This is a genomic window from Pseudomonas sp. LAMO17WK12:I5, assembly GCF_900215165.1.
GTDB lineage: Bacteria > Pseudomonadota > Gammaproteobacteria > Pseudomonadales > Pseudomonadaceae > Aquipseudomonas > Aquipseudomonas putida_A.
In genome coordinates this window covers 284,576-310,058 of the sequence record NZ_OBDS01000009.1, presented here as the reverse complement: position 1 = coordinate 310,058, position 25,483 = coordinate 284,576, and the positions used below count along the sequence as shown (strand labels likewise).

Annotated in this window: 21 protein-coding genes; 14 read left to right on the top strand and 7 right to left on the bottom strand. The window is 62.4% G+C overall.

Going from position 1 to position 25,483, the window contains the following annotated elements; translation table 11 throughout:
* Positions 1-104 precede the first annotated feature (104 nt).
* Positions 105-761, bottom strand: a complete 657-nt coding sequence (locus CRO59_RS18175; protein ID WP_097088917.1) for an HAD family phosphatase — start codon at positions 759-761, stop codon at positions 105-107.
* Between the two features lie 143 nt (positions 762-904).
* On the opposite strand from CRO59_RS18175, the gene CRO59_RS18170 reads away from it, so the two are divergent.
* Positions 905-1,384, top strand: coding sequence for an RNA pyrophosphohydrolase (locus CRO59_RS18170; RefSeq protein ID WP_003229203.1), 480 nt, complete (start codon positions 905-907; stop codon positions 1,382-1,384).
* 22 nt (positions 1,385-1,406) lie between these two features.
* Positions 1,407-3,686: a phosphoenolpyruvate--protein phosphotransferase gene (gene ptsP, locus CRO59_RS18165; protein ID WP_047596633.1), complete on the top strand. Its 2,280-nt coding sequence runs from the start codon at positions 1,407-1,409 to the stop codon at positions 3,684-3,686.
* Between the two features lie 108 nt (positions 3,687-3,794).
* Here the strand turns inward: ptsP and CRO59_RS18160 are convergent, their stop codons facing one another.
* Positions 3,795-4,541 carry an NRDE family protein gene (locus tag CRO59_RS18160; RefSeq protein WP_097088919.1) on the bottom strand — a complete coding sequence of 249 codons (747 nt, stop codon included), beginning with the start codon at positions 4,539-4,541 and terminating at the stop codon, positions 3,795-3,797.
* Between the two features lie 130 nt (positions 4,542-4,671).
* On the opposite strand from CRO59_RS18160, the gene CRO59_RS18155 reads away from it, so the two are divergent.
* The 3 genes from CRO59_RS18155 (at position 4,672) to CRO59_RS18145 (ending at position 7,385) form a co-directional block, all read left to right on the top strand.
* Complete coding sequence (locus CRO59_RS18155) at positions 4,672-5,454, top strand: sulfite exporter TauE/SafE family protein (protein ID WP_097088921.1); 783 nt, start codon at positions 4,672-4,674, stop codon at positions 5,452-5,454.
* A gap of 93 nt (positions 5,455-5,547) precedes the next feature.
* Complete coding sequence (gene lgt / locus CRO59_RS18150; RefSeq protein ID WP_097088923.1) at positions 5,548-6,363, top strand: prolipoprotein diacylglyceryl transferase; 816 nt, start codon at positions 5,548-5,550, stop codon at positions 6,361-6,363.
* 50 nt (positions 6,364-6,413) lie between these two features.
* Entirely contained in the window at positions 6,414-7,385 is a 972-nt protein-coding gene (locus CRO59_RS18145) for a thymidylate synthase (protein WP_047596629.1), read from the top strand.
* Between the two features lie 125 nt (positions 7,386-7,510).
* On the opposite strand, the gene cadR is transcribed toward CRO59_RS18145, so the two are convergent.
* A complete protein-coding gene (cadR, locus tag CRO59_RS18140) occupies positions 7,511-7,960 on the bottom strand; it encodes a Cd(II)/Pb(II)-responsive transcriptional regulator (RefSeq protein ID WP_007964189.1) in 450 nt (149 codons plus the stop codon).
* 85 nt (positions 7,961-8,045) lie between these two features.
* On the opposite strand from cadR, the gene CRO59_RS18135 reads away from it, so the two are divergent.
* The 7 genes from CRO59_RS18135 to CRO59_RS18105 all read left to right on the top strand — a co-directional run bounded on the left by CRO59_RS18135 (position 8,046) and on the right by CRO59_RS18105 (position 17,165).
* Complete coding sequence (locus CRO59_RS18135; protein ID WP_097088924.1) at positions 8,046-10,361, top strand: heavy metal translocating P-type ATPase; 2,316 nt, start codon at positions 8,046-8,048, stop codon at positions 10,359-10,361.
* A 16-nt stretch (positions 10,362-10,377) separates the two neighbouring features.
* A complete protein-coding gene (locus CRO59_RS18130; protein ID WP_041072184.1) occupies positions 10,378-11,241 on the top strand; it encodes a LysR family transcriptional regulator in 864 nt (287 codons plus the stop codon).
* Positions 11,242-11,463: 222 nt separating this feature from the next.
* Positions 11,464-12,540, top strand: a complete 1,077-nt coding sequence (locus tag CRO59_RS18125; protein WP_003229183.1) for a putative 2-aminoethylphosphonate ABC transporter ATP-binding protein — start codon at positions 11,464-11,466, stop codon at positions 12,538-12,540.
* The gene (locus CRO59_RS18120) at positions 12,540-14,264 is read left to right on the top strand and encodes a putative 2-aminoethylphosphonate ABC transporter permease subunit (protein WP_097088926.1); all 1,725 of its coding nucleotides are present in this window, start codon (positions 12,540-12,542) and stop codon (positions 14,262-14,264) included. The genes CRO59_RS18125 and CRO59_RS18120 overlap by 1 nt, the downstream gene beginning before the upstream one ends.
* A gap of 47 nt (positions 14,265-14,311) precedes the next feature.
* Positions 14,312-15,337, top strand: a complete 1,026-nt coding sequence (locus CRO59_RS18115; protein WP_097088928.1) for a putative 2-aminoethylphosphonate ABC transporter substrate-binding protein — start codon at positions 14,312-14,314, stop codon at positions 15,335-15,337.
* A 137-nt stretch (positions 15,338-15,474) separates the two neighbouring features.
* Entirely contained in the window at positions 15,475-16,608 is a 1,134-nt protein-coding gene (locus tag CRO59_RS18110) for a TIGR03364 family FAD-dependent oxidoreductase (RefSeq protein WP_097088930.1), read from the top strand.
* On the top strand, positions 16,608-17,165 hold the full coding sequence (locus tag CRO59_RS18105) for a phosphonate degradation HD-domain oxygenase (protein WP_097088932.1): 558 nt from the start codon (positions 16,608-16,610) through the stop codon (positions 17,163-17,165). Before CRO59_RS18110 ends, CRO59_RS18105 begins: the two co-directional genes overlap by 1 nt.
* 113 nt (positions 17,166-17,278) lie before the next feature.
* On the opposite strand, the gene CRO59_RS18100 is transcribed toward CRO59_RS18105, so the two are convergent.
* Both CRO59_RS18100 and CRO59_RS18095 read right to left on the bottom strand, forming a co-directional pair.
* Positions 17,279-18,655, bottom strand: a complete 1,377-nt coding sequence (locus CRO59_RS18100; protein ID WP_027610546.1) for a GTPase/DUF3482 domain-containing protein — start codon at positions 18,653-18,655, stop codon at positions 17,279-17,281.
* Positions 18,648-20,021 carry a DUF2868 domain-containing protein gene (locus tag CRO59_RS18095; protein ID WP_097088934.1) on the bottom strand — a complete coding sequence of 458 codons (1,374 nt, stop codon included), beginning with the start codon at positions 20,019-20,021 and terminating at the stop codon, positions 18,648-18,650. The genes CRO59_RS18100 and CRO59_RS18095 overlap by 8 nt, the downstream gene beginning before the upstream one ends.
* Positions 20,022-20,106: 85 nt before the next feature.
* Between CRO59_RS18095 and CRO59_RS18090 the strand changes: the two genes are divergently transcribed.
* Positions 20,107-20,619 (top strand): dihydrofolate reductase, encoded by a 513-nt coding sequence (locus CRO59_RS18090; RefSeq protein ID WP_097088936.1) that lies wholly within the window; start codon positions 20,107-20,109, stop codon positions 20,617-20,619.
* 107 nt (positions 20,620-20,726) lie between these two features.
* Here the strand turns inward: CRO59_RS18090 and CRO59_RS18085 are convergent, their stop codons facing one another.
* Positions 20,727-22,118 carry an L-cystine transporter gene (locus CRO59_RS18085; RefSeq protein WP_097088937.1) on the bottom strand — a complete coding sequence of 464 codons (1,392 nt, stop codon included), beginning with the start codon at positions 22,116-22,118 and terminating at the stop codon, positions 20,727-20,729.
* A gap of 241 nt (positions 22,119-22,359) precedes the next feature.
* Between CRO59_RS18085 and CRO59_RS18080 the strand changes: the two genes are divergently transcribed.
* Positions 22,360-23,415, top strand: coding sequence for a phosphorylcholine phosphatase (locus CRO59_RS18080; RefSeq protein WP_097088939.1), 1,056 nt, complete (start codon positions 22,360-22,362; stop codon positions 23,413-23,415).
* Between the two features lie 220 nt (positions 23,416-23,635).
* On the opposite strand, the gene ilvD is transcribed toward CRO59_RS18080, so the two are convergent.
* A complete protein-coding gene (gene ilvD, locus CRO59_RS18075) occupies positions 23,636-25,477 on the bottom strand; it encodes a dihydroxy-acid dehydratase (RefSeq protein ID WP_086792292.1) in 1,842 nt (613 codons plus the stop codon).
* Positions 25,478-25,483: the final 6 nt, after the last annotated feature.

The following is a 25,483-nucleotide window of genomic DNA, read 5'->3' as shown; positions in this document are numbered from 1 at the left end:
CTTGAGACCGCGTCGAGCCCATTCGGGAGCAAGCCCCCTCCCACATTGGATTTGTGTTGTGAACACCATCCCCTGTGGGAGCGAGCCTGCTCGCGAAGGCGTAATCAGCCGCGCAACGAAATCACCGGCCATCCGCGCTTCTCGGCCTCGGCGCGCAGATTCGGATCTGGATCCACCGCCACCGGGTTCGCCACCTGCTCCAGCAGCGGCAGGTCATTCATCGAATCGCTATAGAAATAGCTGTCATCCAACGAATACCCAGTCTCCTCCAGCCAGCGATTCAGGCGCGTCACCTTGCCCTCACGGAAGCACGGAATGTCGGTGCTGCGCCCGGTGTAGCGGCCATCGACCATCTCGCACTCGGTGGCGATCAGGGTTTCGACGCCCAGGCGCACCGCAATCGGCGCGGTGACGAAGCGGTTGGTGGCGGTGATGATCACCAGTTTGTCGCCGGCGTCGCGGTGCTGTTTGAGCAGTTCCAGCGCCTTGGGCAGCACGATCGGCTCGATGCAGTCGCGCATGTAGTCGTTGTGCCACTGTTCAAGCACGGCCATTTCGGTGCGGCCGAGGATTTCCAGGCAGAAGTTCAGGTACGCGGCGTTATCCAGTTGGCCGGCCAGGTAATCCTGGTAGAACTCGTCGTTGCGCTGCTTGTATGCAACCGGGTCGAGGAAGCCGCGTTCGCACAGATAGTCGCCCCAGGCGTGATCGCTGTCGCCGCCCAGAAGGGTGTTGTCCAAATCGAATAGAGCCAGGCGCATTGCAGTTACCCGCTGAAAAGTCAGTAAAAAGGCGACAAGAATACGGTCTTTTCACAAGAGTGCACATAAGGTAGGAACCTTCGTTGCCGCCTTATCAAGCTTTGTGGAACAATGCGGCGACATGCGTTTGCGAGGTTGTTGCCGTGATCGACCCCGATGGTTTCCGCCCTAATGTCGGGATCATTCTGACGAATGACGCCGGCCAGGTGCTATGGGCTCGCCGTATCAATCAAGATGCCTGGCAGTTTCCACAAGGGGGAATCAACCCCGAGGAGACGCCGGAAGACGCCTTGTACCGCGAGCTGAACGAAGAAGTTGGCCTGGAACGTGAAGATGTTGAAATACTGGCCTGTACCCGGGGCTGGTTGCGCTATCGTTTGCCGCAACGTCTGGTGCGTACCCACAGCCAACCGCTGTGCATCGGCCAGAAGCAGAAATGGTTTCTCCTGCGCCTGATCTCCAACGAGCAGCGGGTGCGGATGGATTTGACCGGTAAACCGGAGTTCGATGGCTGGCGCTGGGTCAGTTATTGGTATCCGTTGGGCCAGGTGGTGACATTCAAGCGCGAGGTGTATCGACGCGCCCTCAAAGAGCTTGCCCCGCGCCTTTTAGCGCGCGACTGACGACGGAGTTCGACCCCGAGCCATGCTCAATACGCTGCGCAAGATCGTCCAGGAAGTTAACTCCGCCAAGGATCTCAAGGCGGCGTTGGGGATTATTGTGTTGCGCGTCAAAGAGGCCATGGGCAGCCAGGTCTGCTCGGTCTACCTGCTTGATCCCGAGACCAACCGCTTCGTCCTGATGGCCACCGAGGGCTTGAACAAGCGCTCGATCGGCAAGGTCAGCATGGCACCCAACGAAGGTCTGGTGGGTCTGGTCGGCACGCGTGAAGAACCCCTGAACCTCGAAAACGCCGCGGATCACCCGCGCTACCGCTACTTCGCCGAAACCGGCGAGGAGCGCTACGCCTCTTTCCTCGGGGCGCCGATCATTCACCACCGTCGAGTCGTCGGCGTGTTGGTCATCCAGCAGAAAGAACGCCGCCAGTTCGATGAAGGTGAAGAAGCCTTCCTCGTGACCATGAGCGCGCAGCTCGCCGGCGTAATCGCCCACGCCGAGGCCACCGGGTCGATCCGTGGCCTGGGCCGTCAGGGCAAGGGCATTCAGGAAGCCAAGTTCGTCGGCGTACCGGGTTCGCCGGGTGCGGCGGTCGGTACTGCGGTGGTCATGCTGCCGCCGGCGGATCTGGACGTGGTGCCAGATAAAACCATCACCGACATCGACGCCGAGCTGGCGCTGTTCAAGACCGCCATCGAAGGCGTGCGCGCCGACATGCGCGCGTTGTCCGCCAAGCTCGCGACCCAGCTGCGCCCGGAAGAGCGTGCGCTGTTCGACGTCTACCTGATGATGCTTGACGATGCTTCGCTGGGCAGCGAAATCACCACCGTGATCAAGACCGGCCAGTGGGCTCAGGGCGCACTGCGTCAGGTGGTCACTGAGCACGTCAACCGTTTCGAACTGATGGATGACGCCTACCTGCGCGAGCGTGCGTCGGACGTCAAAGACCTCGGTCGGCGCCTGCTGGCCTACCTGCAGGAAGAGCGTCAGCAGAACCTGGTCTACCCGGAAAAAACCATTCTGGTCAGCGAAGAGCTGACGCCGGCGATGCTCGGCGAGGTGCCGGAAGGCACGCTGGTCGGTCTGGTGTCGGTACTCGGTTCGGGTAACTCCCACGTCGCGATCCTGGCCCGGGCCATGGGCATTCCGACGGTGATGGGTCTGGTCGACCTGCCGTACGCCAAGGTCGATGGCATCGAGGTGATCGTCGATGGCACCCGTGGCGAGGTCTACACCAACCCCAGCGATGTGCTGCGCAAGCAGTTCGCCGAGGTGGTCGAAGAAGAGAAACAGCTGGCGCTGGGCCTCGACACCCTGCGTGATCTGCCGTGCGTGACCCTCGATGGCCATCGCATGCCGTTGTGGGTCAACACCGGCCTGCTGGCGGACGTGGCGCGGGCGCAGAAGCGCGGCGCCGAGGGTGTCGGCCTGTACCGCACCGAAGTGCCGTTCATGATCAACCAGCGTTTCCCGAGCGAAAAGGAACAACTGGCGATCTACCGCGAGCAACTCGCCGCGTTCCACCCGCAACCGGTAACCATGCGCAGCCTGGACATCGGCGGTGACAAGTCGCTGTCGTACTTCCCGATCAAGGAAGACAACCCGTTCCTCGGCTGGCGCGGGATTCGCGTGACCCTCGACCACCCGGAAATCTTCCTGGTGCAGACCCGTGCGATGCTCAAGGCCAGCGAAGGCCTGAACAACCTGCGGATCCTGCTGCCGATGATCTCCGGCACCCACGAACTCGAAGAAGCCCTGCACCTGATCCACCGGGCCTGGGGCGAAGTGCGTGACGAAGGCACCGACGTGCCGATGCCGCCGATCGGGGTGATGATTGAAATTCCGGCTGCGGTGTACCAGACCAAGGAGCTGGCGCGGCAGGTGGACTTCCTGTCGGTCGGCTCCAACGACCTGACCCAGTACCTGCTGGCGGTGGATCGCAACAACCCGCGAGTGGCCGACCTCTACGACTACCTGCACCCGGCGGTGCTGCAAGCCCTGCAAACCGTGGTCCGCGACGCGCATGCCGAAGGCAAACCGGTGAGCATCTGCGGCGAAATGGCCGGTGATCCGGCAGCGGCGGTGCTGTTGATGGCGATGGGCTTCGACAGCTTGTCGATGAACGCCACCAACCTGCCGAAAGTGAAGTGGATGCTGCGCCAGATCAACCTGAGCAAGGCCAAGGATCTGCTGGCGGAGCTGATGAAGATCGATAACCCGCAAGTGATCCACAGCTCGCTGCAACTGGCGCTGAAGAATCTCGGGTTGTCGAAGATGAATCCGCCGGCGGTCAACAAGGCCCTCTGAAAGGCTGATGGCCCCTTCGCGAGCAAGCCCGCTCCCACAGGGATTTGTGTCGATCACAGAACCAATGTGGGAGCGGGCTTGCTCGCGAAGGCGTCAGTCCCGCTACCGCTAAACCTGAACCTCCACCTCACCCAAATGCCCGCCATACGGCCCGAAACTGCGCTCGACCATCCGCCGCGTGCCGTCCGCCTGCACGATCAACGCCGTACTCGCCCGTGTCCCGTAACTTTGACTGGCAATAAACACACTCGACAGCAGTGATTCAGTGGCCAGCCCGACCCCGGTGTCCGGCAATTCGTTAAACGGCGCGGCCTGAGCATCGCCCAGCAGTTCCAGCAACCGCGCAGGCTGCGGATCATCCAGCACCGCACTCAGTGCAGCCTTGGCCTTGAGCAACTTCGGCCACGGCGTATCCAGCCCGGCATTCGACAGCCCGTAAACCCCGGGTTGGAGCATCACCGGCTCAGACGTCCGCGCATTGAAGTGCCACAGCTCGTGGGCATTGCCCAGCAGCAGGTTGAACCCGGCGTACTCCGGCGCGCGACCGGCCACATCGCGCAAATAATCATCAATCGAAGCATCACCCGTGAGAAACCGCGCCACCAGCTCTCCCCGCGACTTGCGCGCCGGCGGCTGGTGCGGATCGCGGATATTGGTCAGCGCGGCGAAGCGCCCGTTGGCGCCGATCCCCAGCCAGGTGCCGCCAGCCTCAAGATCGCGGCCGGCATGTACGTGCGGCGCGTCGGTCCATGGCGCCAGCGGCAGGCTCGGGCGGGCGTAGAACTCGTCACGGTTGGCCGCGACGATCAGCGGCTGGGCATGGCCCGGGCGCCAGGCGAAAACGATCAGGCACATAAGGTGGTCCTTGTGTGTTTTCTGTTCACTCTACGCAGTCGGCGTCCGTGCATCCATCGTCAGTGGAGCCAAAGGGCATGCATCCGTTACCATGCCGCTCCGGTTTTGGGGATGCGTCTGGGAGACGGTCATGGAATTTCTGCTCTATCTGGCGTTGGGCGCCTGTGCGGGCGTGCTGGCCGGGCTGTTCGGGGTGGGCGGCGGGATCATTATTGTCCCGGTGCTGGTGTTCAGTTTTACCTTGCAGGGATTCGATCAGTCGATCCTCACGCATCTGGCGGTAGGGACATCGCTGGCAACCATCATCTTCACTTCGGTCAATGCCGTACGTGAACACCATCGACGTGGTGCGGTGCGCTGGCCGATCTTCATGTGGATGACCGTGGGCATTCTGCTCGGCGCCGGTTTTGGGGCGCTGACGGCCGAGGCGATTTCCGGGCCGAACCTGCAGAAGATCATCGGCGTGTTCGCCTTGGTGATTGCCGTGCAACTGGCGCTGGAAGTCAAACCCAAGGCCAGTCGAACGGTGCCGGGCAAACTCGGTCTGACCGTGGCCGGCAGTGTGATCGGCTGGGCCTCGGCGATTTTCGGAATCGGCGGCGGTTCGCTGACCGTGCCGTTCCTGGCCTGGCGCAGCGTGCCGATGCAGCAGGCGGTGGCAACGTCGTCGGCCTGTGGCTTGCCGATTGCTGTGGCGAGTGCGTTAAGTTTCATGATTCTGGGCTGGCATGATCCGCTGTTGCCGCCGCATAGTCTCGGTTTTGTCTATTTGCCGGCGCTGCTGGGCATTGCCCTGACCAGCATGGTGTTCGCCCGTCTCGGCGCGCGCCTGGCACACAGATTGTCGCCGCGCTTGCTGAAACGGCTGTTCGCCGCTTTGCTGTTCTGCGTGGGCCTGAATTTCCTGCTCTGATCCGCTGGGTCAGAACGGGCCGCAATCCTGGCTTAATCCTGAGGTGGCAGCGTCGCCCGGGAATTTTGGTTTCAACTCTAACGAGGAGTCGCAATGCTGCCTTACCCGCAGATCGACCCGGTGGCCCTGGCCATCGGTCCGCTGAAAATCCACTGGTACGGCCTGATGTACCTCGTCGGCATCGGCGGCGCATGGCTGCTGGCGTCGAGCCGGCTCAACCGTTTCGACCCGACCTGGACCAAGGAGAAGCTCTCCGATCTGGTGTTCTGGCTGTCGATGGGGGTGATTGTCGGTGGACGTCTGGGTTACGTGCTGTTCTATGATCTGAGCGCCTACATCGCCAACCCGACGCTGATTTTCGAAGTGTGGAAGGGCGGTATGTCGTTCCACGGCGGCTTCATCGGGGTGATGCTCGCCGCGCTGTGGTTCGGCAAACGTAACGGCAAGACCTTCTTCCAATTGATGGACTTCGTTGCGCCGATGGTGCCGATCGGTCTGGGTGCCGGGCGAATCGGCAACTTCATCAACGCCGAGCTGTGGGGCAAGGCCACCGACGTGCCGTGGGCCATGGTGTTCCCGCCGTTCAGCGATCCGGCGCAACTGCCGCGTCACCCGTCGCAGCTGTATCAGTTCGCGCTCGAAGGCGTGGCGCTGTTCCTGATCCTGTGGCTGTTCTCGCGTAAACCGCGTCCGACCATGGCCGTATCCGGCATGTTCGCGCTTTTTTACGGCATTTTCCGTTTTATTGTCGAGTTCGTCCGCGTTCCGGACGCTCAACTGGGCTACCTGGCCTGGAACTGGCTGACCATGGGTCAGGTGCTGTGCGTACCGATGATCGTCGGCGGTCTGTTCCTGATCTGGCTGGCCTATCGTCGTGCGCCGGCAGCGCCGCTCGCGCCGACCGCTTAAACTACGAACCCCGGCGCGCGACGCCGGGGCTCAAAGGACACAGGTAACTCATGAAGCAATATCTCGAACTGGTCTCGCACGTCATCCAGAACGGCACCAAACAGGCCAACCGCACCGGCATCAACACCATCAGCTTCCCGGGTGCGATGCTGCGTTTCGATCTGCAGGAAGGCTTTCCGGCGATCACCACCCGCAAGATGGCCTTCAAATCGGCCATCGGCGAGATGTGCGGTTTTCTGCGTGGCGTGAACAACGCCGCTGAATTCCGTGCGCTGGGCTGCAAGGTCTGGGACCAGAACGCCAACGAAAATGCGCAATGGCTGGCCAACCCGTTCCGTCAGGGCGAGGACGACCTCGGCGAAATCTACGGTGTGCAATGGCGCAAATGGCCGGCGTACAAGCAGATCCCGCTGAGCAACACCGCCGCCATCGAACAAACCCTGAGCAATGGCTACAAGCAGATCGCCCAGGGCGAAGAAGACGGTCAGGCCTACGTGGTGCTGTACAAAGCCATCGATCAGGTGCGCCAGTGCGTCGACACGATCATCAAGGACCCGGGCAGCCGCCGCATCCTGTTCCACGGCTGGAACGTCGCCCAGCTCGATGAAATGGCCCTGCCGCCATGCCATCTGCTGTACCAGTTCCACCCGAACGTCGAGACCAAAGAGATCTCCCTGACCCTGTACATCCGCTCCAACGACCTGGGCCTGGGCACGCCGTTCAACCTCACCGAGGGCGCCGCCCTGCTAAGCCTGATCGGGCGCCTGACCGGTTACACGCCGCGCTGGTTCACCTATTTCATCGGTGATGCGCATGTCTACGAGAACCACCTGGACATGCTCAACGAACAGCTCAAGCGCGAGCCGTTCGCCATGCCGAAACTGAAAATCTCCGACCGCGTGCCGGAGTTTGCCAAGACCGGTGTGTACCAGCCGGAGTGGCTGGAGTTGGTAGAACCGAGCGATTTCTCGCTGGAAGGCTATGAGCACCACGCGCCAATGACCGCGCCGATGGCGGTCTGAGCCGTTGCACAAAACCCCTGTGGGAGCGAGCCTGCTCGCGAAGAGGGCGTGTCAGTCATAGAGATGTCGACTGATACACCGCTTTCGCGAGCAGGCTCGCTCCCACATTGGGTTCTGTGTAAGCCTCAGTGGCCGTGACTGCGGCCGACATGCGAATGCTCAACCTCCGTCGCCACAACCCCGCCACTCACCTCCAGCCGCTGCAAGATCCCGCACTGATCCGCCCCCGGCCCTTCGCCACAGCGTTGGCGCAGGTCGAGCAGTTGTGTCTGCAACGCCAGCAACCCGTCAATCCGCGCTTTCACATGCTGGATGTGCTCGTCGATCAGCGTATTGACGCTTGCACACTGATCCTGCGGGCTGTCGCGCATGGCCAGCAGGCTGCGGATTTCTTCGAGGGTCATGTCGAGGGTGCGGCAGTTGCGGATGAAGGTCAGGCGTTCGGCATGCGCCTGGGTGTAGACGCGGTAGTTGCCGTCGCTGCGCGCCGGCTCCGGCAGCAGGTTTTCGCGCTCGTAATAGCGGATGGTTTCCACGGCGCAGTCGGTGAGTTTGGCCAGTTCTCCGATCTTCATGACGGCAATCTCCAAAAGGGTGCTTGACCCTATAGTGGCTACAGGGTCTTTACTTGGCAACAGGCACCTTCATGGACGCGACCCGATGAGCGATTCCCAGCACACCCACAAGCCCGGCGACGGGCACGATCATAGCCACAGCCATAAATTGCAGCCTGTGCATAAGCACGAACATGGCGGCGATTCCTGCTGCGGGTCGAAAGCCGCAGCATCGGCACCGGTTCATTCGCACGAAGATTCTTGCTGCTCGTCGACAGCTGCCGCGCCTGCGTTGGTGCAACTGAGCGAGAAAACCAGCGCTGACGCCCGACTGAGCAGTTTCCGCATCGAAGCGATGGACTGCCCGACCGAGCAGACGCTGATCCAGAACAAACTCGGCAAACTGGCCGGTGTGCAGCAGCTGGAATTCAACCTGATCAACCGCGTGCTCGGCGTGACCCACAATCTGCCGGACACCGCGCCGATCACCGAGGCGATCACCTCGCTGGGCATGCACGCCGAGCCGCTGGAGGCGGGCGTCGAAGCCCCGGCCCCGGCGCCGGTAAAAAAACACTGGTGGCCCCTGGCGCTGTCCGGCGTCGGTGCGCTCGCCGCCGAGGTGATCCACTTCACCAACGCTGCACCGACCTGGGTGGTGGCGATCATTGCGTTGGTGTCGATCCTCAGCGGCGGCCTGACCACCTATAAAAAGGGCTGGATCGCCCTGAAAAACCGCAACCTCAACATCAACGCGCTGATGAGTATCGCGGTGACCGGTGCGGTGCTGATCGGGCAGTGGCCGGAAGCGGCGATGGTGATGTTCCTGTTCACCGTGGCCGAGCTGATCGAGGCGCGCTCGCTGGATCGTGCGCGCAATGCCATCAGCGGCCTGATGCAGATGACCCCGGAACAGGCCACGGTGCAGCAAGCCGACGGCAACTGGCTCGAACAAGAGGTTAAAAGCGTCGAACTCGGCGCCCGCGTGCGGGTAAAACCCGGCGAGCGCATTGCGCTGGACGGCGAGGTCGTCAGCGGCAGTTCGACCATCGATCAGGCGCCGATCACCGGTGAAAGCCTGCCGGTGGAGAAAACCGTGGGCGACAAAGTCTTCGCCGGCACCATCAACCAGGCCGGTTCGCTGGAATACTCGGTGACTGCGGCGGCGAACAACTCGACCCTGGCGCGGATCATCCACGCCGTCGAACAGGCTCAGGGCGCACGGGCACCGACTCAGCGCTTCGTCGATCAGTTCTCGAAAATCTACACCCCGGTGGTGTTCGTCCTGGCGCTGGCGGTGGCGATCATTCCGCCGCTGTTTATGGGCGCGTTGTGGTTCGATTGGATCTACCGTGCGCTGGTGTTGCTGGTGGTGGCGTGTCCTTGTGCGCTGGTGATCTCCACCCCGGTGACCATCGTCAGCGGCCTCGCGGCAGCGGCGCGCAAAGGCATTCTGGTCAAGGGTGGCGTGTACCTGGAGGGCGGCTTCAAGCTCGACTATCTGGCGCTGGATAAGACCGGCACCATCACTCACGGCAAACCGGTGCAGACCGATTACCTGTCGCTCGACCCGACCGCCGACGCCAGCGCTCCGGCAATCGCCGCCGCACTGGCGGGGCGCTCCGATCACCCGGTGTCGCTGGCCATCGCCAATGCGGCTGTGGATAAAAACCTCGCCGTGCTGACTGTGGATAACTTCGAAGCGCTGGCCGGTCGTGGCGTGAAGGGACAGGTCAACGGCCAGACCTATCACTTGGGCAACCATCGTCTGGTCGAGGAGCTGGGCCTGTGCTCGCCGCAACTGGAAGAGAAGCTGTTTGCGCTGGAGAAACAGGGCAAATCCGTGGTGTTGCTGCTCGACAGTTCTGGTCCGCTGGCGCTGTTCGCCGTGGCCGACACGGTCAAGGAATCCAGCCGCGAAGCGATCCGCCAATTGCACGCGCTGGGCGTGAAAACCATGATGCTCACCGGTGACAACGTGCACACCGCGCAGGCGATTGCCGCGCAGGTCGGCATCGATCAGGCCAAGGGCGACTTGCTGCCAACCGACAAGCTGCAAGCCATCGAAGCGCTTTATGCACAGGGTCATCGGGTGGGCATGGTTGGCGACGGCATCAACGACGCCCCGGCACTGGCCCGCGCCGAGATCGGTTTCGCCATGGCGGCCGCCGGCACCGACACCGCGATTGAAACCGCCGATGTCGCCCTGATGGACGACGATCTGCGCAAAATTCCCGCGTTCATCAGCCTGTCGCGTGACACCGCGAGCATCCTGAAACAGAACATCGCCTTGGCACTGGTGATCAAGGCTATCTTTCTTGGGGTAACCTTCGCCGGACTCGCCACCATGTGGATGGCGGTGTTCGCCGACATGGGCGTGAGCCTGCTGGTGGTGTTCAACGGTTTGCGCCTGCTGCGCAAATAAACGATGAGGGATGGTTGTGCTGAGTGCCGAGCTGAAAGCGTTTTATATGGTCGCCCGCCTGGGCAGCATTACGCTGGCGGCGAAAAAGCTCGGCCTCAGCCAACCCACCGTGACCACGCAGATTCGTAATCTGGAAAGTCAGTACTCGGTGGAGCTGTTCTACCGTGGCGGCCGACGCTTGAGTGTCAGCGACGAAGGCGCGCGGTTGCTGCCGATGGTCAAGGCGCTGTTGCAGCAGGAGGCCGACATCGAGTTCTTCCTGCGCAACAGCGGTCAGGTGCAGGGCACGTTGCGCATCGCTGCCACTGCGCCGTATTACATCCTCGATCTGGTGAAGACCTTCCGCGAGCGTCTGCCGCAGGTGGAAGTATCGGTGGAGATCGGCAACTCGCAGCAGGTGCTCGAAGCGCTGGAGGATTACCGGGTCGATGTCGCGGCGTCGTCGCAGTTGCTTGAGGATGCGCGGCTGATTCGCCGGGTGCTGGGCAGCGATCCGCTGGTGCTGGCGGTGCATCGCAACCATCCGCTGGCGGCGCAGGAGCATGTGGCGTTGAGTGCGCTGGCCGGGCATACGTTGTTGATGCGCGAGTCGGGTTCGACCACCCGCCGTTTGACCGAGGAGTTGCTGGAAAGCGCCGGGGTCAGTTTCGGCCCGTTGCTGGAGATCGGCAGCCGTGAGTCGATCCGCGAGGCGGTGTTGCGCAACATCGGCATCAGCATCATTGCCCGCCAGGAAGTCCCGCACGATCCGCAATTGCGGGTGCTGACCATCGAGAATGCGCCGCAGATTCCCGAGTACCTTTACTGCTTGAAAGAAAGGAAGGGCGCGCGGTTGCCGGCGGCCTTCCTCGGCTTGGCCCAAGAGATGTCTCCGGCCTGAGATCTCCATCTATCTTGCTGGCCTCATCGCGAGCAGGCTCACTCCTACAATGGAATGCGTTCCCCTGTAGGAGTGAGCCTGCTCGCGATGGCGCCAGTCCAGACACCGAATGACCTGAACCAAAATCCCCGAATACCACTATCAGCCGTTTTTGCCCTACTGCCACATGACGGACGCATTACAACTCTAGGATTGGCCCCATCAGCTTGATGAGGTCTGTCCATGAATCCTGCAATCGCAACTGCCCTGACCAACCCCGGTGCGCCGATGAAAGTGCGCGGCGTGCAGAAGCGCTTCGGCGCCTTCACCGCACTGGACAATGTCTCGCTCGATGTCGCGGCCGGTGAGCTGGTGTGCCTGCTCGGCCCGTCGGGCTGCGGCAAGACCACCCTGCTGCGCTGCATCGCCGGTCTGGAAAAACAGGACAGCGGCGAGTTGTACCTCGGTGACCGCGACGTTTCCCACCTCGCACCGCAAGCCCGGGACTACGGCATTCTGTTCCAGTCCTACGCGCTGTTCCCCAATCTGACCGTCGAAGCGAACATTGCCTACGGCCTCGCCGGCAGCGGTCGCGACGAAGTCCGTCGCCGCGTCGGGCAGATGCTGGAACTGGTCGGCCTCACCGGCAGTGAGAAAAAGTACCCGGGCCAGTTGTCCGGCGGCCAGCAACAGCGGGTTGCCCTGGCTCGTGCCCTGGCCCCGGCGCCGTCGCTGCTGTTGCTCGATGAACCGATGTCGGCGCTGGACGCCCGGGTACGTGAGCATCTGTGCACCGAACTGCGCCAACTGCAGCGCAACCTCGGCATCACCACCCTGATGGTCACCCACAATCAGGACGAAGCCATGCTGATGGCCGACCGCATCGCCGTGATGAACAACGGCCGGGTCGAGCAGTACGCCACCCCGCAGGAAATCTACAACCGCCCGGCCACGCCGTTTGTCGCCGAGTTTGTCGGGCAGGGCAACTGGCTGCCGTTCCAGCGCAGCAGCGCCAGTCACGCCCGGGTTGGCGGGATGGATGTGCGTCTGGCCGATGGTAGCGTCAGCGGCGCCTCGGGCCGACTGTTCTGCCGTCCGGAAGCAATCAGCGTCAATCCGTTGGTGCACGAAGAAAACCTGTTTCCGGCGAAAGTCCGTGAGATCACCTTTCTCGGCAATCGCTGCCGCATGAGCTTCGAACTCGACCAATTGCCGGGCCACGCGCTGCTTGCTGAACTGGCGCCGGAAGCCATGCCACGCCTTGGCGCCCAGCAGATCATGGTCGCCTTGCCACCGCGCAGCCTGCAGGTGTTTGCCTGATGAGCGCGAACATCGCACTGCCGCTACCGCACAAGCAAGCGCGGCGAGTGTCCGGGGCCGAGGTCGGTGACCGGATCTTCGTCCTCGGCGGCAAACTCCTGCTGCTGTTGCTGCTCGGTATCGCCGTGCTGCTGCCGTTGCTGGCGATCTTCTGGCGTGGCTTCAGCAGTGAGGCCGGGCAGGGCGGTGGCTGGCTCGCCGCTAAGGAGTTGGTGAGCAGCGCGAATTTCCACTGGCTGCTCGGCAACAGCCTGAAAGTTTCCCTCAGCGTCGCGGCCATCGTCGTACCGCTGGCCTACCTGTTTGCCTACGCCCTGCAACGCACACTGATTCCGGCCAAGGGCATTTGGCGCGGGATTTCCCTGCTGCCATTGATGGCGCCGTCGATGCTGCCGGGGATTGCACTGGTCTATCTGTTCGGTAACCAGGGCATGCTGCGTGGATTACTTTCGGACAACATCTACGGCTTCTGGGGCATTGTGCTGGGTGAGGTGATCTACACCTTTCCCCATGCGTTGATGATTTTGTTGTCGGCGCTGTCGCTGGCCGATGCGCGGCTGTTTGATGCGGCGTCGAGCATGGGCGCCAGTCCGGCGAAAGCCTTTCGCAGCATCACCTGGCCGGCGACCCGGCAGGCAGTGTTCGCCGCGTTCTGTCTGGTGTTCACCCTGACCATCACCGATTTCGGCGTGCCGGTGGTGGTCGGTGGCGACTATCAAGTGCTGGCACTGGAAGCCTACAAAGCCGTGGTCGGTCAGCAACAATTCGGACGCGGGGCGTTGATCGGCATGGTGCTGTTGCTGCCGGCGCTGTTCAGCTTCGGCGTCGATGCCTGGTTGCGTCGGCGTCACGGTGATTCCATGAGCGGCCGCGCCCAGGTGTTCAAACCGGCGCCGTCGAAATTGCGTGATGGCTGCTATCTGGCGATTGTTTTGTTGATCAGCGCGGCGCTGCTGCTGGTGTTCGGCATGGCAGTGTTTTCGTCGCTGGTGAAGTTCTGGCCGTACAACCTGTCGCTGTCGCTCAATCACTACCAGTTCAACGAGACCGCCGGCGGTGGCTGGCTGGCGTACAGCAACAGCTTGAAGATGGCGCTGGGCACGGCGCTGATCGGCAGCGTGCTGATCTTCACTGGCGCTTACCTGATGGAGAAAACCCGCAGCCAACGCGGCCTCAACCTGACGTTGCGCATGCTCAGTTTCGTGCCGATGGCAGTGCCGGGGCTGGTGCTCGGTCTGGGTTACGTCTTCTTCTTCAACCTCAGCGGCAACCCGCTGCACGTGCTGTACAGCACGATGACCCTGCTGATCGTCTGCACCATTGCTCACTATTTGACCACCGCACAAATGACCGCAACCACCGCGCTGCGCCAGCTCGACGCCGAGTTCGAGGCCGCCGCGCTGTCGCTCAAGGCCCCGCTGTACCGCCACTACCTGCGCGTCACCGTGCCGATCTGCCTGCCGGCGCTGCTGGACATCGTGCGCTACCTGTTTGTCTCGGCGATGACCACGGTGTCGGCGGCGATCTTCCTCTACAGCCCCGACACCATCCTCGCGGCGGTCGCGGTGCTGAACATGGATGACGCCGGCAACGTCGGCGGTGCGGCGGCGATGTCGACCCTGATTCTGTTCACCTCGGCAGGCGTGTCCTTGCTGCTGGCGTGGACTTCGCGCGGCTTGCTGCGCCGTTCCCAGGCCTGGCGGCAAACCGCGCCCGGTCACTGATTGACGACTTATCCCTACAGCCTCAACTCACCGACAGGAAAACGATCATGTTCAAGCCTATGGCTCTGGCCGCTGCTGTGCTCGCTACTTTCAGCCTGAATGCCTTCGCGGCAAAAACCGAGTTGACGGTGTATACCGCCCTCGAAGCCGAGCAACTGACCGCTTACAAAGCCGCGTTCGAGAAGGTCAACCCGGACGTCGAGATCAAGTGGGTGCGTGATTCCACCGGGATCATCACCGCCAAACTGCTGGCCGAAAAGGCCCGTCCGCAGGCTGACGCGGTGTGGGGCCTGGCCGCTTCGAGCCTGGCGATCCTTGATCAGCAGGGCATGCTGCAAAGCTACGCACCGAAGGATCTGGGCAAGATCGGCGCGAACTACCGCGATGCTGCCAACCCGCCAGCCTGGGTCGGCATGGACGTGTGGGCCGCGACTATTTGCTTCAACACCGTGGAAGCCGAGAAGCAGGGCTTGAGCAAACCGGTGAGCTGGCAGGATCTGACCAAGCCTGAGTACAAGGGCAAGATCGTCATGCCGAACCCGGCGTCCTCCGGCACCGGTTTCCTCGACGTCAGCGCATGGCTGCAAACCTTCGGTGAGAAACAGGGCTGGGCCTACATGGACGGTCTGCACCAGAACATCGGCCAGTACGTTCACTCCGGTTCCAAGCCTTGCAAATTGGCGGCGGCAGGCGAATTTCCGATCGGCATTTCCTTTGAGTATCCAGCCGTACAGCTGAAGCGCCAGGGCGCGCCGCTGGACATTATTCTGCCGAAGGAAGGCCTGGGCTGGGAGATCGAAGCGACGGCCGTGATCAAAGGCACGCCGCATGAAGAAGCAGCGAAGAAACTCGCGGACTTCTCCGCCAGCGCCGAGGCGATGGATCTGTACAAGGAGAACTTTGCAGTTCTTGCGCAGCCGGGTATCGCCAAGCCACAGACCGAACTGCCGGCCGACTACGAGCAGCGCCTGATCAAGAATGACTTTGCCTGGGCCTCGAAGAACCGCGACGAGATCCTGACCGAATGGCGCAAGCGCTATGACGGCAAGTCCGAGAAAGTTGTCGCCAAGTAAGATCTTTATCGACTGACAGGGCCTCTTCGCGAGCAAGCCCGCTCCCACATTCGACCGAGTTCCACCGAAAGGAATGCGATCAAACTGTGGGAGCGGGCTTGCTCGCGAAGGCGGTCTCCCATTCAGGGAAAATCTCCATGACTCAACACAAAGACCTGCTGATCGTCGGCGCCGGCATCCTCGGCCTGTCCCACGCCTACGCTGCCGCCAAACGCGGCCTCAAGGTCAGCGTTTTCGAACGCACCGCCACGCCCCTTGGCGCTTCGGTGCGCAACTTTGGTCAGGCGCTGGTCACCGGTCAGCCACCGGGGCCGATGCTTGAACTGGCCAAGGCCAGCCGCGAGATCTGGCGCGACTGGGCGCAACTTGCCGGTCTGCAGCTCAAGCGCAACGGCTCGTACCTGTTCGCCCGCAGCGAAGCCGAAGAACACTTGCTCGAAGCTTTCTGCAACGGCCGCGCCGTGGAGCACGGGTACAACGTCGCTTTGCTGCGTGGCGCCGCCCTGCGTGATCTGTATCACGGTCAGTTCAGCCACCACCGCGCGGCGCTGCACGGCATGGACGATCAACAGCTGTACTCGCCTGAAGCGATTCCGGCGTTGATCGACTATCTGCGCCGCGACCTCGGCGTCGAGTTTCACTTCTCGACGCTGGTACGCGATGTCGAGCCGGGGTACCTGCACAGCACCGCCGGCAGCTTCACGGCGAAGCAGATCATCGTCTGCTCCGGCCACGATTATCAGACCCTGCTGGCCGAGCCGATTGCCGCGCTCGACCTGCAGATCTGCCGCCTGCAAATGCTCCGCGCCAAACCGCAGATCGAGCTGAATCTGCAACACGCCTTGCTCACCGGTCTGAGCTGCGTGCACTACGGCGCCTTCGCCGATTTGCCGCAAGCGGCGGCGGTGCAGGCGCAGATCCTGCGCGAACAACCACATCTGCACGACAACGGCATTCACCTGCTGATCAGTCCGACGCCGTATGGCGAGCTGATCATCGGCGACTCGCACCATTACGGCAGCGATCCGTCGCCGTTCAATACCGAGCAGGTCGACAACTGGATGCTGGAGCTGGCCGAACAAACGCTGGGCTGCAAGGTGCAAGTGGTCGAGCGCTGGCAGGGCGTCTACGGTGCCCGTGGGCCGGGACCGTTTTCGTTGCTGCGCCCGGCACCGGGGCTGAGTGTGGCGCTGATGCACACCGGCGTCGGCATGAGCGTCGGCCCGGCACTGGCCGAGCGCAATGTCGCGCAGTGGCTGGAGGAAATGTGATGGCGGGGCATGCGCAAGTCGTTGACCGGGTGTTTGCGCTGTATGAACGCTTTGGTGCTAGTGATTACATCGGCGAGCCGGTGTCGCAGATCGAGCACATGTCCCAGGCCGCGCAGTTGGCGATGGCTGAAGGGTTTGATGATGAAGTGGTGCTGGCAGCGTTCTTCCATGACATCGGTCATTTGTGTGCCGAAGGTGCCGAGAGCATGGGCGGTTATGGCGTGGTCAGCCATGAGCGATTGGGTGCGGACTACTTGCGTGAGGCGGGTTTTAGTGAGCGTATGGCCCGGCTGGTGGAATATCACGTGCAGGCCAAACGTTATCTGACGCTGCGTGAGCCGGGGTATTTCGAGCGCTTGAGTGAAGCGAGTCGCCGCACGCTGGAGTATCAGGGCGGGGTGATGAGCGAGGCTGAGGCGGATGTGTTTGAGCGGGATCCGTTGTGTGCCGTCAGCTTGCGCATGCGCCAGTGGGACGAGCTGGCCAAGGAGAGGGCGGTGCCGGTGATTGACCTTCAGGTGTTGAAGGAGAAAGCGGCGCGGCTGCTGGCTGCGTAATCCATGTCACCGAGTCGCGCCATTCGCGAGCAGGCTCGCTCCCACAGGGTTTTGTGTTCTGACCACGATCCAATGTGGGAGCGAGCCTGCTCGCGAAGAGGCCAGATCAGGCGCTACAAATCTGCAGCCAGAAACTCAATCTGCTCCTGCCGCTCCGCCTGATTCAACTTCGCATGCGGATTGAGCGAAGACCACTGCGGATGCGCCCGCGCCTTGCTCAGCGCATCCGGCAACTTGCCTTCACGCCAGGTCTTGTCCTGCGGGGTGGCGACCTGAACCGCCTCCATCGCCGCATGCCCGCGCTGATCGAGCGCCAGCAACAGTTGGCGCTGACGCAACGCCAGCAGCCGCAACACCCCGTCATCCACGGTCAACTCCCGCTGGCCCCTGATCTTGCCGAGCAGGCGGCTGCCATAACTGCGCGCGGTTTGTAGCGCACCACCGGCAATCGCACCGGCCAAAGCCGCCGCACCGAGGGTAATCCCGCCGACCAGCAAATCCACGCCAGCCCCGGCAGCGGCACCGGCCGCAATCCCGCCGCCCACCCGCACGCCGAGTTGCTTCAGGGTTTCCGGGTTGAACAGATCATCGCCCCAACGCCCATCCAGCAGCGGCAAGTCACTGGCCGCCGCGTCCTGCGGGCGAAACGCATAGAGCTTGAGCAACGCTTCGACGCATTTCTGTTCACGCTGGCGCACGGCTTTGCGCAGTTCGCTGATCGCTTGCTGTTCCTGCTCGGCCTCGCTGACCACGCTGCGTCGGCAGGCGGCGCAGTCGATCAGCAATTCGGCGATCAAACGCGCCGCACTTTGTTGGCGGGCGAGGCGCTGGGCCTGTTGATCGGCGATCAAGCGCTCCAGTTGCGGACGGGCGTTTTCCAGCAGCAGCGCAAGGCTTTCGTACAGGCGCCGCTCGCCATCTTCCGGCGGCGCAACGCTGTCGAACCGCACCAGTGCATGCAGGCCGAGCCGCGCCAACGCTTCGCGCCAGTCCGGCTCGCGATGGTTGGCGCTGCTGACGAAATTCAGCACCGGCAGCAGTGGTTTGCCGCAACTGGCGAGTACTTCGAGTTCGTCGCGGTACTTGGCCAGCACCGGTTCGCGGGCGTCGATCACATACAGACCGGCGTCGGACGCGAGTAGCTGTCGCAGGACTTTCGCCTCCTGTTCGAAACGCTGACGTGCTTCGCTGCCGTCGAGAAACCGCGCCAGTCGCGCCGGGCCGTCGAGACGTTCGCCGGGGCGCTCCAGACGCTCAAGGAAATCCAGCAGGGCGATGGCGTCTTCCAGCCCCGGCGTGTCGTAGAGATCGAGCAACGGCTCGCCGTCCACCGACAACCGCGCACCCTCGACATGTCGAGTGGTGCTCGGCCGGTGCGAGACTTCGCCGAAGCCGACGTCGCGGGTCAGGGTGCGCAGCAGCGAAGTCTTGCCGACGTTGGTGTGGCCGACCACCGCGAGTTTCAGCGGCGCTTTCCGGGCATCAGTCATGACCGCTCTCCAGCCAGTTCATCGGCGCGCAATCGGCGAACGGCAACTCCAGTTGTTGCAGCGCAACGTGCCAGTCGCCGAGACGGGCACTGTCCAGCGCTTCGCCGGGCGGTGCTTGCAGCAGCCAGACCCGGGTGGCGTTGGCGTTGCGCGCCAGTTCGGCGATCAGCGCGAGGCTGCCGCGATCCGGCGAGCGTCGCGGGTCGCAGGCGATCAGCAGGCGCGCCGGAGGGAAACGGCTGAGCTGTTCGAGCAGTTTGTGCCGTGATTCGCGGCTGTCGAGGATTCCGGCGTTGCTCACGGTTTTCGGCAGGGCCGGTGGCCACGGGCGCTGATCGTCGAGTTCGATGGCGACCAGCAAAGCACCCTCGCTGGTCTGTTCGCTGACGCTGCTTTCGACCCGATGCAACTGCGCAGGCGCGGCGTCGTTGATGCCGAGGCGTTCGCTGGTCGGCATCAGCCGTTCACGCAACTGGGCGTAACCGGGCAGGTTCAGGTCCAGCGTCAGCGCGGCTTTGCCGCGACTCCAGCGCCAGAAACACAACAGCGCCAGCAGCAGACGCGGCAGTACGCCGTAGACCACCAGCACGCCGACCAGCCAGGTTGCCCAGGCCTGTCGCGCGCTTTCGATATCCAGCGCTGCGCCGCCGCTGGCGCGGATCATTTCTACGGTCGGCACGTTGAAGCCGAGCAGCGCCGGCAGCGCGCCGAGGGCTTGGGTCAGGTTGATGAAGGTGTCGGCGCCGAGAATCGTGGTTTCCCAGACGAAGCCGTAGCGCCGGGTCGCCATCAGTGTCAGCAGCAACAGCAGGGCGCTGAGCATCGCCAGCAACCACAGACCGTTGACCAATGTGCCGAGCGCCCAGCGATTGAGTTTTTTGCGTTGCAGCATCAGCAGCAGGGCCGGCGCGAGTTGCGCGGCTTTGGCGTCGCGGGCGAATTTTTCGCTGAGCCACAGCCACAAGCGGCCGAGGGTGGCGCCGTGTTCTCCGGCAAAGATCAGCCCCAGTGCCCAGCTCAGTAGCAGAATCAGGTTCAACCCGAGCAGGCTGCCCAAGGCCCAGAACACATTCACCGGTGACTGGCTCAGCGCGGCGAAGGCCAGACCGGCGCCGCTCAGCAGCGCGAAAATCACCAACAGCACCAGCGCCAGACGCGCGCCTTGCAGCCAGTGCCTGAGTGCTGCGCTCAGCCCGTCGCGCTCGGCCAGCCACACGGCGCGGCGCTGAATACGGCCCGGCAGATCGCCGCCGGCCGCGCGGGCCAGACGATTGGCTTCCAGATCTTCCAGGGGGCCTGCGTGTTCTTCGCGCAGGCGGATGGTTTCAGTCAGCCAGAGGTTTTGCAGTGGAGTCAGTTCAGTCACGCGCCATTCCGTTGCTCGATTGAGCAGTGAGCATAACCGCTGTGGCGCTTATCGGGTCAAGCGAGGCTCTGGTATCCTCGCCGGCATGACTAAATCACTCCCCCTCAGCCTGATCGCAGCCCTCGGTGAAAACCGCGTGATCGGCGTCGACAACAGCATGCCCTGGCACCTGCCGGGGGACTTCAAATACTTCAAGGCCACGACCCTCGGCAAGCCGATCATCATGGGCCGTAAGACCTGGGACTCCCTCGGCCGTCCGCTGCCGGGCCGCTTGAACATCGTGGTCAGCCGTCAGCCGGATCTGCTGCTGGAAGGGGCGGAGGTGTATCCGTCGCTGGAAGCCGCGGTGGTTCGCGCCGAGGAATGGGCGAAAGCGCAGGGTGTCGATGAGTTGATGCTGATTGGCGGCGCGCAGTTGTATGCGCAAGGGCTGGCGCAGGCCGATCGTCTGTATCTGACCCGAGTGGCGCTGAGCCCGGAAGGCGATGCGTGGTTTCCGGAGTTCGATCTGAACCAGTGGAAGCTGGTGTCGAACGTGTCGAATCCGGCTGAGGGCGATAAGCCCGCGTACAACTTCGAAGTCTGGGAAAAGGCTTGAATTGTGGTGAGGGGATTTATCCCCGATGGGTCGCGCAGCGACCCCGTGCTTTGGGGCTGCTACGCAGCCATCGGGGATAAATCCCTCGCCACAAGACCGTGTTGCTGTCAGGCCTGAGCCAGCTCCGCATGCTCATCCGCATCCAGCAGTGCTTTATCGGTCTGCTGCATTACTTGGCTGGTAATCGCACCGGCAGTGATCGAACCACTCACGTTCAACGCCGTACGACCCATGTCGATCAGCGGCTCAACCGAAATCAGCAGCGCAACCAGTGACACCGGCAAACCCATCGCCGGCAGCACGATCAGTGCCGCGAACGTCGCGCCGCCACCGACCCCGGCCACACCGGCCGAGCTCAGAGTGACAATCGCCACCAGTGTCGCGATCCACAGCGGATCCAGCGGGTTGATGCCGACCGTTGGCGCAACCATCACCGCCAACATCGCCGGGTACAGACCGGCGCAACCGTTCTGGCCGATGGTCGCACCGAACGAGGCGGCGAAACTGGCGATCGACTGCGGAATGCCCAGACGACGGGTCTGCGCTTCGATGCTCAGCGGAATGCTCGCCGCGCTGGAACGGCTGGTGAACGCGAACGTCAGCACCGGCCAGATCTTGCGGAAGAACCGCAGCGGATTGATCCCGGCCGCCGACACCAGCAGGCCATGCACCACGAACATCAGGCCCAGGCCGAGGTACGAGACCACGACGAAACTGCCGAGCTTGATGATGTCCTGCAGGTTGGAACCGGCGACCACTTTGGTCATCAGCGCCAGCACGCCGTACGGGGTCAGCTTCATCACCAGACGCACCAGACGCATCACCCAGGCTTGCAGGGTGTCGATGGCGTTGATCACTTTCTGACCTTTCTCGGCATCATCCTTGAGCAGTTGCAGCGCCGCGACCCCGAGGAAAGCAGCGAAGATCACCACGCTGATGATCGAGGTCGGCTTGGCGCGGGCCAGGTCGGCGAACGGGTTCTGCGGAATGAACGACAGCAGCAACTGCGGCACATTCAGGTCGGCAACCTTACCGGCATAGTCGGTCTGGATGGTTTGCAGGCGGGCCATTTCCTGCGTGCCGGCGACCAGGCCTTCGGCGGTGAGGCCGAACAGGTTGGTCAGGCCGATACCGATCAGCGCCGCAATCGCGGTGGTGAACAGCAGGGTGCCGATGGTCAGGAAACTGATCTTGCCCAGCGACGAGGCGTTGTGCAGACGCGCAACCGCGCTGAGGATCGAGGCGAACACCAGCGGGATCACGATCATTTGCAGCAGCTGCACGTAGCCGTTGCCGACCAGATCGAACCAGCCAATCGAGGCTTTCAGTACCGGGTTGCCGGCACCGTAAACAGTGTGCAGGGCAACACCGAAGGCTACGCCGAGCACCAGCGCGAGCAGGACTTTTTTCGCCAGGCTCCACGTCGTGTGGCGGGTTTGCGCCAGACCGAAGAGCAGGGCGAGGAACACCAGCAGATTGAGGATCAGCGGCAGATTCATGAAGACTCCGATAAGACTTGTGCCAGTCGCCTTCGGGGGCAACTGCGAACCGGCAAGCCTAACAGTTTGATTTCCAATGAATTAATACCGAAATCGCAGGTTGTCCGTCGTTTTTGGAATAAGCGCTTGTCGCTCTCGGCAATGCAACTGGCGTTGAGGAGACGTAAGCGGTCGCTGACAGACGAGGACTGTCACACTTATTTGTTAGCGTCGATGTCTTTCAGTCAGGGAGAAAACGCCGATGAAGTTCGCACCGAAAATGCTCGCTGTGGTTCTTGGATTGGGCTTGGCCGCTCACGCATTCGCCACCGACCTGAAGCACTGGCCGGCGGATCAGGCCAAGGCACTCGACGCGATGATCGCGGCCAACGCCAACAAGGGTAACTACGCGGTGTTCGACATGGACAACACCAGCTACCGATACGACCTTGAAGAGTCTTTGCTGCCGTTCATGGAAAACAAGGGCCTGATCACCCGCGACAAGCTCGATCCCTCCCTGAAACTGATGCCGTTCAAGGACACCGCTGACCATAAGGAAAGCCTGTTCAGTTACTACTATCGCCTGTGCGAAGTCGACGACATGGTCTGCTACCCGTGGGTAGCGCAGGTGTTCTCCGGCTTCACTCTCAAGGAACTCAAGGGCTACGTCGATGAGCTGATGGCGTCGGGCAAACCGGTGCCGGCCACTTACTACGAAGGCGACGTAGTGAAGAACATCGATGTGCAGCCGCCGAAAGTCTTCACCGGCCAGGCCGAGCTGTACAACAAGCTGATGGAGAACGGCATCGAGGTTTACGTGATGACCGCCGCCTCCGAAGAACTGGTGCGCATGGTCGCGGCCGATCCGAAGTACGGTTACAACGTCAAACCGCAGAACGTGATCGGCGTGACCACGTTGCTGAAAAACCGCGAAACTGGCGAGCTGACTACTGCGCGCAAGCAGATCACCGCCGGCAAGTATGACGAGAAGGCCAACCTCGGCCTCGAACTGACCCCGTACCTGTGGACCCCGGCAACCTGGATGGCCGGCAAACACGCGGCGATTCTGACCTATATCGACGAGTGGAAAAAACCGGTGCTGGTGGGCGGCGACACACCGAGCAGCGACGGCTACATGCTGTTCCACGATGTGGATGTAGCCAAGGGCGGCATTCACTTGTGGGTCAACCGCAAGGACAAATACATGACTCAGTTGAACGGCATGATGGCCAAGCATGCGGCGGCGCAGGCCAAGGAAGGGTTGCCGGTGACGGCGGACAAAAACTGGGTGATCGTTAAACCCGAGGAAATCCAGTAAGCCCACAATCCTTGTGGGAGCGCAGATTCTGGATGCACTGACAGCCCCCTGTGGGAGCGGGCTTGCTCGCGAAGAGGGAGTGTCAGGCGGGAGATTTTTTGACCGGTAGACCGCTTTCGCGAGCAAGCCCGCTCCCACAGTTTTGATCTTCATTGTTTTTGGATCAGGCAAAAAAATGCCCCGCACTTTGGCAGGGCATTTTTGTTTTTGCGATTGACGCTTACAGCCCGTCGAGCATCGCCTTGTTACGCACCGCACCCTTGTCGGCGCTGGTCGCTAGCAGGGCGTAGGCCTTCAAGGCAGTGGTCACTTTGCGTGGACGCTGCTCGACCGGTTTCCAGCCTTTCTTGTCCTGTTCGACCCGGCGCGCAGCCAGTTCTTCATCGCTGACCAACAGGTTGATCGAGCGGTTCGGGATGTCGATCAGCACTTTGTCGCCGTCCTGCACCAGACCGATCGCGCCACCGGCCGCAGCCTCTGGCGAAGCGTGGCCGATCGACAGGCCGGAAGTACCGCCAGAGAAACGACCGTCGGTGAGCAACGCACAGGCTTTGCCCAGACCTTTGGACTTCAGGTACGAGGTCGGGTAGAGCATTTCCTGCATGCCCGGGCCGCCTTTCGGGCCTTCGTAGCGAATGATGACGATGTCGCCTTCCTTCACTTCGTCGGCGAGGATGCCGCGCACCGCGCTGTCCTGGCTTTCGAAGATCTTCGCGTTGCCTTCGAAGACGTGGATCGACTCGTCGACGCCGGCGGTTTTCACCACGCAACCGTCGAGAGCGATGTTGCCGTACAGCACGGCCAGGCCGCCTTCTTTCGAATAGGCGTGTTCGAAGCTGCGGATACAGCCGTTTTCACGGTCGTCATCGAGGGTTTCCCAACGGGTCGACTGGCTGAACGCGGTCTGGGTCGGGATGCCCGCCGGGCCGGCCTTGAAGAAGTGGTGCACGGCTTCATCGTCGGTCTGGGTGATGTCCCACTTGGCGATGGCTTCTTCCATGCTGCGGCTGTGCACGGTCGGCAGGTCGGTGTGCAGCAGGCCGCCACGGGCCAGCGAACCGAGAATGCTGAAGATGCCGCCAGCGCGGTGCACGTCTTCCATGTGGTACTTCTGGATGTTCGGCGCGACCTTGCACAGTTGCGGCACGCTGCGCGAGAGACGGTCGATGTCGCGCAGGTCGAAATCGATCTCGGCTTCCTGGGCGGCAGCCAGCAGGTGCAGGATGGTGTTGGTCGAACCGCCCATGGCGATGTCGAGCATCATCGCGTTCTCGAACGCCTTGAAGTTGGCGATGTTGCGCGGCAGCACGGACTCGTCGTTTTCGCCGTAGTAGCGCTTGCACAGCTCGACGATGGTGCGGCCGGCCTGCAGGAACAGCTGCTCGCGGTCGCTGTGGGTCGCGAGGGTCGAACCGTTGCCCGGCAGTGCCAGGCCCAGGGCTTCAGTCAGGCAGTTCATCGAGTTGGCGGTGAACATGCCGGAGCACGAACCGCAGGTCGGGCAGGCGCTGCGCTCGTACTCGGCAACCTTCTCGTCAGAAGCGCTGGAGTCGGCGGCGATCACCATGGCGTCGACGAGGTCGAGGCCGTGGGAAGCGAGTTTGGTCTTGCCGGCTTCCATCGGGCCGCCGGAAACGAAGATCACCGGAATGTTCAGGCGCAAAGCGGCCATCAACATGCCCGGGGTGATCTTGTCGCAGTTGGAGATGCAGACGATGGCGTCGGCACAGTGGGCGTTGACCATGTATTCGACAGAGTCGGCGATGATCTCGCGGCTCGGCAGCGAATAGAGCATGCCGTCGTGCCCCATGGCGATGCCGTCATCCACGGCGATGGTGTTGAATTCTTTCGCTACGCCACCGGCGCGTTCGATTTCCCGGGCAACCAGTTGACCGAGGTCTTTGAGGTGCACGTGGCCCGGCACGAACTGGGTGAAGGAGTTGGCAATGGCGATGATCGGCTTCTTGAAGTCGTCATCTTTCATCCCGGTGGCGCGCCACAATGCGCGGGCGCCGGCCATGTTGCGGCCGTGGGTGGATGTTTTCGAGCGGTAATCTGGCATGGAGCA